General features: G+C 61.7%; 18 protein-coding genes and 1 pseudogene. 17 read left to right on the forward strand and 2 right to left on the reverse strand.

Translation table 11 applies throughout. The features are described 5' to 3' along the window. The first annotated feature begins 23 nt into the window (after nucleotides 1-23). From JT360_RS11715 to JT360_RS11760, 11 genes and pseudogenes are all read left to right on the forward strand, one after another. Nucleotides 24-464, forward strand: coding sequence for a DUF411 domain-containing protein (locus JT360_RS11715; RefSeq protein ID WP_214471778.1), 441 nt, complete (start codon nucleotides 24-26; stop codon nucleotides 462-464). A gap of 37 nt (nucleotides 465-501) precedes the next feature. After that, on the forward strand, nucleotides 502-942 hold the full coding sequence (locus tag JT360_RS11720) for a DUF411 domain-containing protein (RefSeq protein WP_214471779.1): 441 nt from the start codon (nucleotides 502-504) through the stop codon (nucleotides 940-942). 10 nt (nucleotides 943-952) lie between these two features. Then, a complete protein-coding gene (locus JT360_RS11725; RefSeq protein WP_214471780.1) occupies nucleotides 953-1,486 on the forward strand; it encodes a TlpA disulfide reductase family protein in 534 nt (177 codons plus the stop codon). 13 nt (nucleotides 1,487-1,499) lie between these two features. Beyond that, complete coding sequence (locus JT360_RS11730; RefSeq protein ID WP_214471781.1) at nucleotides 1,500-1,853, forward strand: hypothetical protein; 354 nt, start codon at nucleotides 1,500-1,502, stop codon at nucleotides 1,851-1,853. 26 nt (nucleotides 1,854-1,879) lie between these two features. Then, nucleotides 1,880-2,572, forward strand: coding sequence for a TlpA family protein disulfide reductase (locus tag JT360_RS11735; protein ID WP_214471782.1), 693 nt, complete (start codon nucleotides 1,880-1,882; stop codon nucleotides 2,570-2,572). Continuing rightward, nucleotides 2,569-3,198: an SCO family protein gene (locus JT360_RS11740; RefSeq protein WP_214471783.1), complete on the forward strand. Its 630-nt coding sequence runs from the start codon at nucleotides 2,569-2,571 to the stop codon at nucleotides 3,196-3,198. The genes JT360_RS11735 and JT360_RS11740 overlap by 4 nt, the downstream gene beginning before the upstream one ends. 34 nt (nucleotides 3,199-3,232) lie before the next feature. Continuing rightward, on the forward strand, nucleotides 3,233-3,685 hold the full coding sequence (locus JT360_RS11745) for a copper chaperone PCu(A)C (protein WP_214471784.1): 453 nt from the start codon (nucleotides 3,233-3,235) through the stop codon (nucleotides 3,683-3,685). Nucleotides 3,686-3,725: 40 nt separating this feature from the next. Beyond that, a pseudogene (locus tag JT360_RS34060) lies at nucleotides 3,726-4,214 on the forward strand (SCO family protein); the annotation flags it as partial. Between the two features lie 127 nt (nucleotides 4,215-4,341). Beyond that, on the forward strand, nucleotides 4,342-5,118 hold the full coding sequence (locus JT360_RS11750) for a DsbA family protein (protein WP_214471785.1): 777 nt from the start codon (nucleotides 4,342-4,344) through the stop codon (nucleotides 5,116-5,118). A 23-nt stretch (nucleotides 5,119-5,141) separates the two neighbouring features. Then, nucleotides 5,142-5,876 (forward strand): cytochrome c biogenesis CcdA family protein, encoded by a 735-nt coding sequence (locus tag JT360_RS11755; RefSeq protein WP_214471786.1) that lies wholly within the window; start codon nucleotides 5,142-5,144, stop codon nucleotides 5,874-5,876. 21 nt (nucleotides 5,877-5,897) lie between these two features. Beyond that, complete coding sequence (locus JT360_RS11760; protein ID WP_250888744.1) at nucleotides 5,898-6,464, forward strand: hypothetical protein; 567 nt, start codon at nucleotides 5,898-5,900, stop codon at nucleotides 6,462-6,464. Nucleotides 6,465-6,780: 316 nt separating this feature from the next. Here the strand turns inward: JT360_RS11760 and tyrS are convergent, their stop codons facing one another. After that, nucleotides 6,781-8,034, reverse strand: coding sequence for a tyrosine--tRNA ligase (gene tyrS / locus JT360_RS11765; RefSeq protein ID WP_214471787.1), 1,254 nt, complete (start codon nucleotides 8,032-8,034; stop codon nucleotides 6,781-6,783). Nucleotides 8,035-8,401: 367 nt separating this feature from the next. Between tyrS and JT360_RS11770 the strand changes: the two genes are divergently transcribed. The 4 genes from JT360_RS11770 (at nucleotide 8,402) to JT360_RS11785 (ending at nucleotide 11,999) form a co-directional block, all read left to right on the forward strand. Beyond that, nucleotides 8,402-9,136, forward strand: coding sequence for a glycosyltransferase family 2 protein (locus JT360_RS11770; RefSeq protein WP_214471788.1), 735 nt, complete (start codon nucleotides 8,402-8,404; stop codon nucleotides 9,134-9,136). Further along, entirely contained in the window at nucleotides 9,129-9,461 is a 333-nt protein-coding gene (locus JT360_RS11775) for a lipid-A-disaccharide synthase N-terminal domain-containing protein (protein WP_214471789.1), read from the forward strand. Before JT360_RS11770 ends, JT360_RS11775 begins: the two co-directional genes overlap by 8 nt. A 41-nt stretch (nucleotides 9,462-9,502) precedes the next feature. Then, nucleotides 9,503-11,152, forward strand: coding sequence for an ArnT family glycosyltransferase (locus tag JT360_RS11780; RefSeq protein WP_214471790.1), 1,650 nt, complete (start codon nucleotides 9,503-9,505; stop codon nucleotides 11,150-11,152). A gap of 160 nt (nucleotides 11,153-11,312) precedes the next feature. Next, nucleotides 11,313-11,999, forward strand: a complete 687-nt coding sequence (locus tag JT360_RS11785; RefSeq protein ID WP_250888745.1) for a phosphatase PAP2 family protein — start codon at nucleotides 11,313-11,315, stop codon at nucleotides 11,997-11,999. 133 nt (nucleotides 12,000-12,132) lie between these two features. Here JT360_RS11785 and JT360_RS11790 read toward each other — a convergent pair whose 3' ends face one another. After that, nucleotides 12,133-12,807, reverse strand: a complete 675-nt coding sequence (locus JT360_RS11790) for an alpha/beta hydrolase (RefSeq protein ID WP_214471792.1) — start codon at nucleotides 12,805-12,807, stop codon at nucleotides 12,133-12,135. 239 nt (nucleotides 12,808-13,046) lie between these two features. Between JT360_RS11790 and JT360_RS11795 the strand changes: the two genes are divergently transcribed. Beyond that, complete coding sequence (locus JT360_RS11795) at nucleotides 13,047-14,225, forward strand: cysteine desulfurase family protein (RefSeq protein WP_214471793.1); 1,179 nt, start codon at nucleotides 13,047-13,049, stop codon at nucleotides 14,223-14,225. 213 nt (nucleotides 14,226-14,438) lie between these two features. Further along, nucleotides 14,439-15,956: a Fe-S cluster assembly protein SufB gene (gene sufB / locus JT360_RS11800; RefSeq protein WP_214471794.1), complete on the forward strand. Its 1,518-nt coding sequence runs from the start codon at nucleotides 14,439-14,441 to the stop codon at nucleotides 15,954-15,956. Nucleotides 15,957-15,960 lie beyond the last annotated feature (4 nt).

Below are 15,960 nucleotides of genomic sequence, written 5' to 3' on the forward strand. Positions count from 1 at the left end.
GCACCATCAAAGGAGAACTGCAAATGAAACTGACTTACGCCCTCACCGCATTCGGCCTCGCGGCCGCCACGCCGCTGCCGGCGCTCGCGGCGACCATCAACGCGGTGATGTACAAAAACCCGAGCTGCAGCTGCTGCGAGACCTACGCAGCCTATCTCGAACAGAACGGCTTCAAGGTCGATATCAAGCCGACCAACGATCTGTCTCAGGTCAGCGCCGGTCTCGGCGTTCCGGCCAATCTCGAAGGCTGCCATTCCGTCGTCGTCGGCGGCTACGTGGTCGATGGCTTCGTGCCGGTGGACTTGATCAAGAAGATGCTCGCCGAGCACCCCGCCATTACCGGCATTGCGATGGCCGGCATGCCGATGGGCTCGCCGGGAATGGGCGGCCAGAAAACCGAAAGCTGGAAAATCTACGCTTTCACCAAGGATGGCAAGGCGCCGACCGTCTACGCGACGGAATAGCGGCCGACCTCGGTTTCTGTAACCAATGGAGATTTCAATGAAGCTGACCTATCGCCTTGCCGCCCTTTCGCTGCTGATCGCGACGCCGCTGCCTGCGGTTGCCGCGACGATCGATGCGGTGATGTATAAGAACCCGCAATGCAGTTGCTGTGAATCCTATGCCGCCTATCTCGAACAGAACGGCTTCAAGGTCGATATCAAGCCGGTCAACAACCTGTCGCAGATCAGCAGCGACGCCGGTGTGCCCGCCGACCTCGAAGGCTGTCACACGCTGATGGTCGACGGCTATGTCGTCGATGGCCTGGTGCCGGTCGATATCGTCAAGAAGTTGTTGACCGAACGGCCCGCCATATCTGGCATCACGCTGGCCGGCATGCCGGCCGGCGCGCCCGGCATGGGCGGTGAAAAGGATGGCAAATGGACGATCTACGCCTTCACCAAGGACGGCAAGGCACCCACCGTCTACGCGACTGAGTGAGCGAGCGCCCATGACCGCAAGCAAACTGGCCGTGGCTCTATCAGCGATGTTGCTCACAGCATGGCTGCCAGCAGCAGCGACGGAGGCGCCACAGAATTTCGCCGTTCTCGATGTGCCCGCCGCCGTGCCGGAGATCAGCTTCGCGGACGCCGCCGGCCAGCCGAAGACGCTCGCCGACTATCGCGGCAAGGTCGTGCTGCTCAACGTCTGGGCGACATGGTGCGCGCCCTGCCGCAAGGAAATGCCGACGCTCGACCGGCTGCAGGCAAAACTGGGTGGGCCGGACTTCGAGGTCGTCGCGCTGTCGATGGACCGGAAAGGGCCCGACGCCGTGAAGAAATTCTTTGCCGAGATCGGAATCCAGCATCTCGCGCTCAGCATCGACACATCGGCCAAGGCCATGTTCGCGCTCGGCGCGGTGGGCCTGCCGATGACTTTGCTGATCGACCGTGACGGCAAGGAAATCGGCCGGCTGATCGGCCCGGCTGAATGGGATGCGCCCGAGATGATCGACTTCATCCGCGGCCGCATCGCCGCCAAATGAGAAAGGAAACGACATGACCACCACTGAACTGACCCGAGCCAGCGAGACTCCGTCCCGCCGCGACTTCCTGCCGGCCGCTCGATCCTATCTCGGTGGCCGGCGCGGCCTGACTGCAGCGGGCGCCGCCATCGTCGCCGCCGGCATCGCCTTCAACTGGTCGTGGCTTGTCGCCGCCGGCATCGCACCGGTGCTGCTCAGTGTCTTGCCCTGTGTCGCTATGTGCGCGCTTGGCCTGTGCATGAACCGGATGATGGGCCGGTCGCAATCGACGCCCCACGGCACGCCCGATGGCCCACCCGATCTTGCAGTTCCAATCGACGAGGCAAACCAAAGGAACAATGAAAGCTGCTGCCAACGGGCTCGGTGAAAGGTTTCCGCATTTGAATTAGTTACGTGAACGAAGCTGAAATGAGTCAGAACACTCGTACTCCAGACGACAAGCAGGCGACTGAGCTTCGTCGTCTCAACTATGCCTGGACGTTGTTGCTTGGCCTTTCGCTCGCTCTGGCGGTGATGCTTGCAGCGATGCTTTCCTATGAACTCTACCTGGCATTTTCGGCCTCTGAAGCAACCAGCGCCGAGTCTGAAGCAAGTGGGATAAGGTCAGCGGAAGATTTGCAGCTTTTGTTCCAAGATAAGCCCGCCGACCTGCCGGATATCCGTTTCGTCGATGGCGATGGCCGCGCTCTCTCGCTTCATGATTTTCGCGGCCGTCCCATTCTTCTCAACATCTGGGCGACCTGGTGCGTGCCTTGCCGCAAGGAAATGCCGTCGCTCGAGCGCTTGCAGGCGAAGTTCGATCTGTCACGGTTTCTCGTACTGACGCTGTCGATCGACAGTCGGGGCATTCCTGCCGTCAAGCAATTCTATCAGGAGCTTGGGCTGAAATCGCTCGGCATCTATGTCGATCAATCCGGCGCTGCCCTGGGTCTCGCTGGAGCCCCGGGCCTGCCAACAACCTTGCTTCTCAACGAACAGGGCCAGGAAATCGGGAGGAAGATTGGCCCCGCCGAATGGGACACTCCTGCCAGCCTCGATCTGCTTCGCCAACATATGCGCCTGCCAGCCGATGGGAGCGCGAAATGAGCCGCCGCGTCAAATGGCTCTTCCTGCTTTTCGCTGCTTTCGCCGCCTTCGATATCGCCGCTCTTGCCACGCTGATGATCGTCCGGCGACCTCCGGACGCCGCGATATCCTGGAGAGGCGTTTCGACCGGCACAGCCGACATTCGCGGTCCCTTCATCCTGAAGACGACTGACGGAAAGACGGTGACCGACCAGACCTATCGCGGAAAGTGGGTGGCGGTGTTTTTCGGCTACACATCGTGCCCCGACGCATGCCCGACAGCGCTCAGCAATATTGGCGTGGCACTTGGAAAGCTTGGAAACGACGCCGGGAAAATCCAGCCGCTGTTCATCAGCGTGGACCCCGACCGCGACACGAGCGAGGTGTTGTCGGCCTTTATCGATTCCTTCGACCACCGCATTGTCGGGCTCTCGGGCACGCGGGCACAAATCGATGCCACGGCCAAAGCCTATCGTGTGTTTTATCAGCTGCACAAAGAGCAGGGCGACAACTACACCGTCGATCACAGCGCATATTTCTATCTCATGGACCCGGACGGCAAATTCGCCGACGTGGTCGAGGGCACAACGCCCGGTGAACAGATGGCCGACAAGATAAGCAAGCTGATCGCGGATCGTCCAACTTAGGAGTGAAACAGTGAGAACCATTTACGCAACTCTCGTGCTGGCCCTTGGCCTGCTGGGCGCCGGGAGTGCTGTCGCGGGCTCGAACCAGATCGTGGTCGAAAAGGCATGGGCGCGGGCTACGCCCAAGATGGCGGTGACCGGCGGCGCCTATCTTACGGTGACAAATCGCGGACCCGGTGAAGATCGCCTGCTGAGCGCGACCAGTCCAGTTGCCGAAAAAATTCAGTTTCACGCCATGGCTATTGACAACGGTGTGGCGAAGATGAGCCAGCTTTCGGCTATCGAGCTGCATCCCGGCGTCCCGGTCGTCTTCAAGACTGGCGGCATCCACATGATGTTGCTTGGGCTGAAGCACCAGCTCAAGGAGGGTGAGACCGTACCGCTCACCCTGACGTTCGAAAAGGCCGATCCAATCGAAGTGGATGCCCGGGTGTTGGGGATAGGTGCGACGGGCGATGCCGGCAATCAGGCCAGTAGCGGCAACTGAAATGTCCAGCTCAGTTCAGGCCAATCTGCACCCGGTCCCGATGCGCCGCCCCTGGGGTCCAATTGTGGCTGTCCTATCGCTCGCGGTGGCCGTTACCTCGGTCGTCTGGCTGCATCGGCGCCAGGGCCCAACAATTGGGGGGCCGTTCCAACTGGTCAATGCCGCGACCGGGCACGAAGTCTCGGATCGGGATTTCCGAGGCAAGTGGCTGCTGATCTTCTTCGGCTATACGCATTGTCCCGATGTCTGTCCAACAACTCTCGGCAACATCGCCGAGGCGATGAGCCAACTCGGGCCGCTCGCCAAGAGTGTCCAACCGCCGTTCATCACGGTCGACCCGGGGCGCGATACCATCCCGGTGCTCGTCGACTATACCAGCGCCTTTGATCCCAGGATACTGGGCCTGTCCGGCAGCGCAGACCAGATCGCGAGCGCGGCGAAAGCCTATCGCATTTACTACGCGAAGCGCGTGATTGGCGACGACTACTATATGGACCATACCGCGACCATCCATGTCGTCCGACCCGATGGGTCCTACTCGTCGCCCTCCTTTCAACCGCCGGCCCGTCGGACATCGCAAAACGTCTGCGAACACTGCTCGGCGAAACCTAGGGATATCGGACAATGCACCAATCTTCTTACTGGGAGGAACACATATGATCGCACATCAATATGGCTGGCTGGCGCGCACTCTCCTGCTTGCCGCCCTGGCAGGATGGTTCCTGCTCAATCCAGGCTTTCAGGGTTCACAGCGATCGGCGCTGGCCGCCGGCGAAATGTCCCAGGACCAGTTCGACCAGCGGATACACGACTATATCCTGGCGCATCCGGAGGTTCTCGTGCAGGCGCTGCAAAGCCTGGACCAACGCCAGCGTGAAGCAGAGGCAGCCCAGGCAAAGCAGGTGCTCAAGGCGCGCGCGGACGACATCTTCCGCGACAAGCAGAGCCCGGTCGGCGGTAACGCGCAAGGCGACGTCACCCTGGTGGAATTCTTCGACTACAATTGCCCCTATTGCCGGCAGATGGCGCCGGTCATGGAACAGGCCGCGGCCGACGATCCGCAGCTCAAAATCGTCTACAAGGAATTCCCGATCCTCGGCCCGGATTCCTTGTTCGCGGCCAAGGCGGCACTGGCGGCCGAACGGCAAGGCAAATATCTGGAATTCCACAAGGCGCTCTATGGGTCCAGGACAAGAGTGACAGAGGCGGTCGTACTCAAGATCGCTGGCGAGGCCGGGCTCGACGTCGTCCGCATGAAGACCGACATGCAGCAGCCCGACATCCAGGCATTGATTGATCGCAACGCGGAGCTGGCCCAGGCGCTGAGGATCACGGGAACACCGAGCTTCGTCGTCGGCGACCAGATTTTTCCGGGTGCAACCGATCTTGAGACCATGAAGAAACTGATCCGGCAGGCAAGGGCTGCCAAATGAGCCGATGGTCGAGGCGCTGAGCAATGTCCGCGATTTCCAACATCAGCGTTCTTGCTGCCTTTGCGGCGGGCATCGTCTCGTTTCTTTCGCCGTGCGTGCTGCCGCTGGTGCCGGGCTACGTGTCTTATGTCGCCGGCAGGACGACTACAGACGTGTTGGCCGATCGGGCGACCCGCTTGTCGACGGTCGGACTGAGCCTTTGCTTCGTGCTCGGATTCTCGACCGTTTTCGTCGTGCTGGGCGCGAGCGCCACCGCGCTGGGGCGGTTGCTGCTCAGCTACCGCGTCGAACTCAATCTTGTCGGCGGCGCCGTTGTCATGCTGTTCGGCGTCTTCCTCATCGGGCTCATCCGCCCGAACTGGATGATGTACGAGGCGCGGTTTCATGCAACTGCTCCGGGCGGGCGCGCGATTTCCGCCTACGCTCTCGGCCTGGCCTTCGCCTTCGGTTGGACGCCATGCATCGGCCCGATCCTCGGCTCGATCCTGACCGTCGGCGCGGCATCCGCCACCGTCGCCGAGGGCGCTGCCTTGCTTGCGATCTATTCGCTTGGCCTCGGCGTTCCGTTCCTCCTTGCCGCACTGTTCACCGACAGCCTGACGCGGCGGATGAAAGCGATGCGCCAGACGGGCCGGCTGCTGCAGCCCGCCGCTGGCGCGATCATGGTTGTCATGGGGCTCGCCATGATCACCGGTCAGATGTCGACATTCTCGTTCTGGCTGCTCGAACAGTTCCCCATATTCACGCGTATCGGCTGAAGGCCGGGAAAGGGATTTGCCATGATCCGGACAATGTATCCAAACAGACGAACGGTCATTCTGGGCGGCGTTTTTGGCGCTGTTACGGCCGCAGGGTTTCTCCAAGGGCCAGATTTCGCAATCGCCGCCGAGAATCCGGAATTGGCCAAGCGCTTCAAGGATCTCAGCCGGAACGGCAACAGCACCTGCTCGGCCAAGTTCACCGAGTCGATCGCGACTATGCCGGCGATGTCGCGGATCACCGGCTCATGTTGCAGTCCGATGGAGATGAAGCGTTATGCCGAGCAGGTGAAGGGACTTACCAAATACCGCGCCATTCCGATGATCCCGAGCGATCCCTACGACATACCGGCAGCGACCGCGCAGCAGATGTTGCCTTACTATGATCTGAAACTCACCGGCGATGAGCAGAAAGCTTATGACTACGCGATGGCCAATTCCGAGGAGAAAGGTCCCTGCTGCTGCCCATGCTGGCGCTGGAAAATGTACGGCGGGCTGGCGAAATACCTGATCCACGAGCATGGCTTCGACGGCAGGCAGATCGTCGATGTGTGGGACCTTTCCGACGGCTGCGGCGGAGGCATGTAGGGGCTGACAGGGCGCCTCCTGCAACCGCAATCCTTGTCGTCTTGATACGGTGAGCTAGCTCTTACCGCAGCCGCTAACTTGCGCCGGGGAAGCCGGCTTTTGCCATGGAGGATGATTGCCATGATGGGTGGCTCAGGCGCCATGTGGATGATGGGCGGCATGGCCCTCACCTGGATACTGGTGCTTGTCGTCCTCGTGCTGGCTATCGCAGCGCTGATCAGATACCTGCGAACCTGATCGCTCACTTCTCTGCAAGATCGCGGTCGATTGCAGGCGTCTGAGTATGGCGCATCTGGCCGAAGCTATCCAATTTGGCTCAGCTGGGCCGCACCAAAATGTGCTTTTTCCTGCCGAGGGAGAGCTTTGCGACGTTTTGCGGGCCCAAATCCTTGGATGTCACCAACAGGCGCTCATCGCTGACAGGCTGATCGTTCAGCCGCACGGCGCCGCCTTGCACATGCCGCCGCGCCTCGCCGTTCGACGCCGCCAGCCCGGCGGTCACGAGCAGCGACAGGATACCGACCCCGGCGTCGAGCTTGGCGTTTTCGACCTCGACGGTCGGCAGCGATTCGGAGAGTGCGCCTTCCTCGAACGTCTTGCGCGCCGTTTCGCTGGCCTGTTCGGCGGCCCCGCGACCGTGCAGCAAGGCTGTGATCTCCGTGGCGAGGACCTTTTTGGCGTCGTTGATTTCGGATCCGCCGAGCCGCTCAAGGCGCGCGACCTCGTCCAACGGCAGCGTTGTATAGAGTTTTAGGAAGCGGCCGACATCGGCATCCTCGGTGTTGCGCCAATACTGCCAGAATTCATAAGGCGAGAGCATGTTGGCATCAAGCCAGACCGCGCCCGAGGCAGACTTGCCCATCTTGGCGCCCGACGAGGTGGTGAGCAGCGGCGTGGTCAGCGCATAAAGCTGCGCGTCCTCCATGCGGCGACCGAGGTCGATGCCGTTGATGATGTTGCCCCACTGGTCGGAGCCGCCCATCTGCAGGCGGCAGCCGAGGCGCTTGTAGAGTTCGACGAAGTCGTAGGCCTGTAGGATCATGTAGTTGAATTCCAGGAAGGACAACGACTGCTCGCGGTCGAGCCGCAGCTTGACGGAATCGAAGGCCAGCATGCGATTGACCGAAAAGTGACGGCCGACATCACGCAGGAAATTGACGTAGTTGATCTCCATCAACCAGTCGGCGTTGTTGACCATGATCGCGTCATTCGGGCCGCTGCCGAATTTGAGGTACGGCATGAAATTACGACGAATGCCGGCGAGATTGTCGTCGATATCCTGGGGAGTCAGAAGCTTGCGCGCCTCGTCCTTGAAGGAAGGGTCGCCGATCATCGAGGTGCCGCCGCCCATCAGCGCGATCGGCCGATGGCCGGTCTGCTGCAGCCAGTGCAGCATCATGATCTGGATCAGTGAGCCGGCGTGCAGGCTCTTGGCGGTCGCGTCGAAACCGATATAGGCCGTCACCGTTTCCGTGGCGAAGAGATTGTCGAGGCCGGCATCATCCGAAGTCTGGTGGATGAAGCCGCGCTCGCTCATCGTGCGCAGGAAATCGGATTTGAAGGCTGGCATGGTTTCTTTCCCGAAAGCGTCCGCCCGTCGGCGCGGGCATATGTGAACGCGCGCGTTTAGCATCCAAGCGCGATCAGCAAAAGTGGAATCCGGTTTTGCGTCGGATCGCGCTTCAACCCGGAACCCGCGATCAGCAAAAGTGGAATCCGGTTCTGCATCGGATCACCCAAGCCGCCAGGATTACACCAACGAGCCGATCACCCGTTGTTGAAATGGTGCAGCGAGCCTTCCGGCACGAATGCTTGCTTCATCGTTTCGGCTGGCGTAATGAGGCGCCGCGCCACAAGGTTCTTGCAGCCCACGACCTCGAGCGGCACCGCACGGCATCCATCTAATGCCATATCCGACGACAGAGCCCCGACGCGACATGCCGGACGCATTGATATCCATTGTCATTCCCTGCAGGAACGAGGCGGCAAACCTGCCGCTGCTGATCGACGAGATCGAGGCGGCGATGGCCGGACGCGACTTCGAACTGATCATCGTCAATGATGGCTCGACCGACGAGACTGCCGCGGTGCTGGCCGAACAGGCGGCACTTCGCCCATTCCCTGTGCGGGAATTGCGGCACCGGAAATCCGCCGGCCAGAGCCTTTCGGTGCGTTCGGGCGCTTGGGCGGCGCGCGGCAGCATCGTCGCCACGATCGACGGCGACGGCCAAAATGACCCGCAATACATTCCGGTGCTGGTCGACGCCTTGCGACAAGCCGGCCCTGATTTCGGCGCCGCGCAGGGGCAGCGCCTCAAGCGCCGCGACAGCAAGGTCAAGCAACTGGCGTCGCGCTTTGCCAACTGGTTGAGAAACGCGATCCTGCATGACGAGACGCGCGACACCGGATGCGGCCTGAAGGCGGTCCATACCGAAATCCTGCGCAAACTGCCGTTCTTCGACGGCACGCACCGTTTCGTCCCCGCCCTGGTCATCCAGGAGGGCTATTGCGTCGTGCATTGCGACGTCGTCGACCGTTCGCGCCGGCACGGCAAATCGAATTATGGCATTTTCGACCGCGGGCTGCAGGGCGCGCTCGATCTCGGCGGCGTCTGGTGGCTGCGCCGCAGGCGCCGCAGAATGCCGAAAGTAGAGGAAATCACGCGTGGTTAACGTGCTTCAGGAACTGGCTACCTGGCTTCACCAGGTCTTCATCAAGCAATTCGACGCGTGGGTCCTGCTCGGCTTCATCGCCCAGTTCTTCTTCACCATGCGCTTCGTCGTGCAGTGGCTCGCCTCGGAAAAGGCCAAGCGCAGCGTGGTGCCGGTGGCGTTCTGGTTTTTCTCGCTATTCGGCGGCGGCCTGCTTTTGATCTACGCCATCCAGCGCCAGGACCCGGTGTTCATCGCCGGCCAGGCCATGGGCATGTTCATCTACATCAGAAATCTCTGGCTGATCGCCAATGAGCGCAAGGCGGCGATGACCAAGGTCGACTGAACGGCCTGGGCATATAGGAAAATGGTCGGAGAGGCTCAGACATGACGTTGAACAGGAACTATGTCCTTCTCTTCCTGTTCAGCCTGGTGATGACGGTTACGGGGCTGGCATCGATGCCGCCGCTCGACCGTGACGAGCCGCGCTTCGTCCAGGCCACCAAGCAGATGGTCGAAAGCGGCGACTATGTCGACATCCGCTTCCAGGGTGCCTCGCGCTATCAGAAGCCGATCGGCATCTACTGGCTGCAATCGGCGGCCGTTGCGTTGAGCGGGAAGGGCGCCGAAGCGCCGATCTGGGTCTACCGCACGGTCTCCGCGCTTGGCATTGCCATTGCCGTATTGGCGATCGCCTGGACGGGAACCAATCTTTTCGGAGCCAGCGCCGGTATCGCCGCCGGCCTGGTCATGGCCGCGATCTTCGCCACCGCCTTCGAAGGCCGCGATGCCAAGACCGATGCGATGCTGCTGACCTGCTGCGTGGCGGCGCAAGGCGCTTTGGCGCAGATTTATCTGGCGTCACGCAGCAACAAGCCGGTCGCCGGCCATCTCTGGTGGATTTTCTGGGTCGCGCAAGGGGCGGCAATCCTCATCAAGGGGCCGATCGCACCGCTGCTTTCGGCGCTGACCATCGCGGTGCTGTTCGCCTTCGAGCGTGACGGGCGCTGGCTATCGAGGCTCAAGGTTGGACGCGGTTTGTTGCTTGTCGTGCTGGTTGCGCTGCCCTGGCTCGCCGCGATCACCTGGAAGAGCCACGGCGCTTTCCTGCAGCAGGCCGTCGGCAAGGACATGCTCGGCAAAGTGGCGTCGGGCGAGGAATCGCATGGCCTGCCGCCCGGCTTCTACATGCTGACCTATTCGCTGTTCATGTGGCCCTTCGGCCTGATCGCGGTCGGTGCCGGCCTGCAGGCCCTGAACCGCTTGCGCGACGATCCCCGGCTGCGCTTTTGCCTGGCCTGGTACATCCCGTTCTGGCTGGTTTTCGAGCTGATCCCGACCAAGTTGCCGCATTACGTGCTGCCGGCCTATCCCGGCATGGCGCTGCTGATCGGCTGGCTTTTGACATTGCAGCCGCAGGACGCCAATGCGCCGCTCAAGCGCTGGCAGCAATGGTTGTGGTGGTCGACGGCATTTGGCCTGGTCGTGGTCAGCCTTGGCCTGGCAGCAGTCTGCGTGGGCGCGCCGATCTACCTCGCACACAGCTTCTCATGGTGGAGCATCCCGGCGGCGGTGGCAGCACTCGGCGCCGGCTACCTTGCCTTTTCGCGTCAGCTGCAAGTGCCGCTGCCCCGCATCGGCGTCATTGCCGCCTGTGCCGGCATCACCTATGGCTTGCTGTTTGGCGTCATCGCCCCATCCTTGAAACCCATCTGGCTGAGCCCGGCGATCAAGGCGGCCGTCCTTGCCAACGAAGCTTGCGACACGACGGTACTGGCTTCGGCGCGGTATCAGGAGCCGAGCCTGGTGTTTCTGGTCGGCACGAAAACGGTGCTGACCGATGTCGGCGGCGTGGCGCAACATCTGCTTGCCGATCCCGCTTGCGCCCTGGGGCTGGCGCCGATCGAGGATGAGCAGAAACTGAACGGCATGCTGTCGGTGCGCGGCAAATCGGCGAACCGCGTCGCCCGGATCGATGGGCTCAACTATTCGTCGGGAGACAAACTGTCGCTCGGCCTTTATCGTGTCGCGCAATGACTTCGATGATGGGGTCGGGTTCCCAATGCTCGTGAAATCGCGCCCACCCATTTCTGGCAGGCTCCTGGGGATAGGGCGCCGATCGGTCGACAATTTTGTCGATACGATGCGGATCGCGAGGCGGCGATTTGCCGTTCGTCCCGCCAGGTACCCGAATACCTTGTGGTCGGTCTGGGCCCTGGTCTGGGTGTTGCTGACGGCGGCGGCGTTCGTTCGCCTCGACACGCCGGCGGGAATGCTTCGAGATCAATGGTCGCCGCGATTCGTCCATTTCGCCGACTTTTTCACGCAGTTCGGCCTCGGCGGCTGGTATCTCATCCCGTCGGCGGTTTTGCTTGTCGCGGCCAATCTGACCGATTGGCACGGCCTCTCGAGACGATCGCTGATGCTCATCTACAACTGGACCTGCCTGGCGTTGCTGGTGTTGAGCGCCGTCGGCCTGTCCGGCCTGACGGTCAATCTCCTGAAATACGCGATCGGCCGGGCTCGCCCGCTCTACTTCCAGGATTTTGGCGTCCTGTCGCTGCATCCCTTCGCCTTCGATGCGCGCTTCGCCGGTTTCCCCTCGGGCCATGCCACGACGATGGGCGCCGTGTTCGGCGTTCTCCTGCTTCTGTTTCCGCGACGCTGGTACATCGCCCTGGCGATCACGGCTTGCATCGCCTCGACCAGGGTCTTCGTCGGCGCCCACTATCCGAGCGACACCGTCGCCGGCTTCGGCCTCGGCTGCGCCTTCGCGCTCGCCTGCGGGCTGGTCTTTGCCCGGCTCGGCTTCATCTTCCGCCCGACAGCCTCGGGTTTGCCGGTCCGCAAAGCATCGTTCCGGCTGATCGCTCCAGCAAAATAGGCCGCTGCGGATTGTTCTAGTTGCTGTTCAAGCCGCAAATCCAGCGGATGCGCCCGGATCAGTGCATGCACGACATCCGGCCGCGTTTCCTGGAAGTGGGGAGGCTCGTATATCCGCGCTGCGCCTTCCCTGCTTATCTCAGCCGCTTCGGCCGCGGATCGGACAATTCCCCGGCCAGACGGCGGTCGAGATAGTCGGCGCATTCCTCGATCAGCAGGTCGGCGTCGTTGGAGAAGAAGTGGTTGGCGCCGGGCAAGGTCTTCTGCGTGATGGTGATGCCCTTCTGCGTGTGCAGCTTGTCGACCAGGCCTTGCACATCCTTCGGCGGCGCAACCTTGTCGGCATCGCCATGGATGATCAGGCCCGACGATGGGCAGGGCGCCAGGAACGAGAAATCATAGGTGTTGGGCTGCGGCGCGATCGAGATGAAACCTTCGATCTCGGGCCGGCGCATCAGGAGCTGCATGCCGATCCACGCGCCGAAGGAATAGCCGGCGACCCAGCAGCTCTTGGAATCCGGATGCAGCGACTGCACCCAGTCGAGTGCGGCGGCCGCGTCCGACAATTCGCCGGTGCCGTGGTCGAATTCGCCCTGGCTGCGGCCGATGCCGCGGAAATTGAAGCGCAGCGTGGTGAAATCGCGCTTCTGGAACATGTAGAAGAGGTCATAGACGATCTTGTTGTTCATCGTGCCGCCGAACTGCGGGTGCGGATGCAAGACGATGGCAATAGGCGCGCTTTTTTCCTTGGAGGGCTGGTAGCGTCCCTCCAGGCGGCCGGCCGGACCGGTGAAAATGACCTCAGGCATGAAATACTCCACTTGGTAATACAAATGCGCGGCGCCCGGAACGTGTCTTCCTCTGGCCTTGACGCAGGGCGAGCGTCTTCCTAGAAGCTAGTTTAGAACTGTTCAAAACTGAGTGGCCTGACGTCGAGCCCGGCCACCCGCGCCGCAAGCCGCGTAAATAGGACGGCTCGCCTTGGAATTTCAAGGAAATAACGCCATACGACAACCGAATGGCTTCTGACGGGAACAACTGGACGAAAATGGCCACAAAACGCGCCTATCTCGACTACAATGCCAGTGCGCCGCTGCTCCCAGCGGCACGCGAGGCTATGGTCGCGGCGCTCGACGTGACCGCCAATCCGTCATCGGTCCATGCCGAAGGGCGCGTCGCGCGGCGCCTGATCGAGACTGCAAGGCGTGAGGTGGCAGCGCTGGGGAATGCCAGGCCCGAACACGTCGTGTTCACCTCCGGCGCCACCGAAGCCGCCTCGACGCTGCTGACATCGGACTGGCAGATGGGTCGCGGCAGCGTGCGCATGAGCCGGCTTTACGTGTCGGAGGCCGATCATCCCTGCCTGTTGAATGGCGGACGCTTCCCGGCGGCGCAGGTGACGCGCATCGGTGTAGATGCCAACGGCGTTGCCGATCTCGAAGCCCTGGCCGCGGCATTGAGCGGTCACGACATGGCCGATGGCCTGCCGCTGGTAGCGATCCATGCCGCCAACAACGAGACCGGCGTCATCCAGCCGATCGACCGCATCGCGGAGATCGTCAAGGCGGCGGGTGGCGTTCTCGTCGTCGACGCGGTTCAGGCCGCGGGCCGAGTTTCGATCGATATGTCAGCGGGTTATGCCGACTATTTGATTCTCTCGTCGCACAAGATCGGCGGCCCCAAGGGCGTTGGCGCCATCGTCGCCGCTTCGGATCTGATGATGCCCAGGCCTCTGATCAACGGCGGCGGGCAGGAAAAGGGCCATCGCGGTGGCACCGAAAACCTCGCCGCCATCGCAGGTTTTGGTGCGGCCGCGCGCGAGGCCCTGGCCGGATTGCAGACTTTCGATGCGGTGGGCAAGCGCCGGGACGAGATCGAGGCTATCGTAAAACTGCTGGTGCCCGAGGCGGAAATCTTTGGAACCGGCGCGCCAAGGCTTGCCAACACGACATTCTTCGCTATTCCCGGCATCAAGGCTGAAACCGCGCAGATCGCCTTCGATCTAGCCGGCGTGGCGCTGTCGGCCGGCTCGGCCTGTTCGTCGGGCAAGGTCGGGCCGAGCCACGTGCTGAAAGCAATGGGCCATGGTGACAGGCTTGGCGCCTTGCGCGTGTCGATCGGCTCGGTGACCGGCGCCGAGGACATCGAGCTGTTCCGCACCGCGCTGGCCGGGATCGCCGCGCGGCAAGCCGCCAGGGAAAAGGTGGGTAGGGAAGAAGCCGCGTGAGTGGCTGGCATCGGGAGAACCCGATGCCAGAAAAATGAATTCGGGCCGTTTGGCCTGGTAGAGCCGTGCGTTTCATGCTGGCCGGGTGAATTTCCGGTCGAAGCGCACTATATGGGACTTACGCGGCCGCGAACGCTTCTTGGGCGTTCATTTCGGCGGTGCCATAGTTTGAAAACTGTCGGGCCTTGACCCCGGCGAGGATGGAGAACGCATATGCCTGCTGTGCAGGACACGATCGATCGGGTCCGAAAGATCGACGTCGACCAATACAAATATGGATTCCAGACCGAGATCGCTGTCGACAAGGCTCCCAAGGGGCTGAGCGAAGACATCATCCGTTTCATTTCGGCCAAGAAGGACGAACCGTCCTGGATGCTGGAATGGCGCCTGGAAGCCTATCGGCGCTGGCTGACGCTGGAAGAGCCGACATGGGCGCGCGTCAACTATCCCAAGATCGATTTCCAGGACATCTACTACTATGCGGCGCCCAAGAGCACTCCCGGCCCGTCGTCGCTCAGCGATGTCGATCCGGAACTCTTAAAGGTCTACGAGAAGCTCGGCATTCCGCTCAAGGAACAGGAAATCCTGGCCGGCGTGCAGAAGACCGATGCTTCGGAGCTCGAGGAAGCCAGCGACAATGTCTACAAGTCGGGCCGCGTCGCCGTCGATGCGGTGTTCGATTCCGTCTCCGTCGTGACGACCTTCAAGAAGGAGCTGGCGCAGGCCGGCGTCATTTTCTGCTCGATCTCGGAAGCCATCCGCGAGCATCCGGAACTGGTGAAGAAATATCTTGGCTCGGTCGTGCCGACATCAGACAATTTCTACGCCACGCTGAATTCGGCTGTCTTCACCGACGGATCGTTCGTCTTCGTGCCCAAGGGCGTCCGCTGCCCGATGGAGCTGTCGACCTATTTCCGCATGAACGAGAAGAACACCGGCCAGTTCGAGCGCACGCTGATCATCGCCGAGGAGGGGGCTTACGTCTCCTATCTCGAAGGCTGCACGGCGCCGCAGCGCGACGAGAACCAACTGCATGCCGCGGTCGTCGAGCTGGTGGCGCTCGACGATGCCGAGATCAAATATTCGACGGTGCAGAACTGGTATCCCGGCGACGCCGAGGGCAAGGGCGGCATCTACAATTTCGTCACCAAGCGCGGCGATTGCCGTGGCCATCGTTCGAAGATTTCGTGGACACAGGTCGAGACCGGTTCGGCGATCACCTGGAAATATCCGAGCTGCATCCTGCGCGGCGACGATTCCTCCGGCGAGTTCTATTCGATCGCCGTGTCGAACGGCTATCAGCAGGTCGACTCTGGCACTAAGATGATCCATCTCGGCAAGAACACGTCGAGCCGCATCATTTCCAAGGGCATCGCCGCCGGTTTCTCGCAGAACACCTATCGCGGCCAGGTTTCGGCCCATCGCAAGGCGACCAACGCCCGCAACTTCACCAACTGTGACTCGCTGCTGATCGGCGACCAGTGCGGCGCGCACACCGTGCCCTACATGGAAGCCAAGAACTCGACGGCGCAGTTCGAGCACGAGGCGACGACGTCCAAGATTTCCGAGGACCAGAAATTCTACGTCATGCAGCGCGGCATCCCCGAGGAAGAGGCGATCGCGCTGATCGTCAACGGCTTCGTCAAGGATGTCATCCAGCAGCTGCCGATGGAATTCGCGGTCGAAGCACAGAAGCTGATCGGCATCTCGCTCGAGGGCTCGGTCGGCTGACCGG

The sequence above is a fragment of the Mesorhizobium sp. dw_380 genome (assembly GCF_018588885.1).
Taxonomy (GTDB): Bacteria; Pseudomonadota; Alphaproteobacteria; order Rhizobiales; family Rhizobiaceae; genus Mesorhizobium.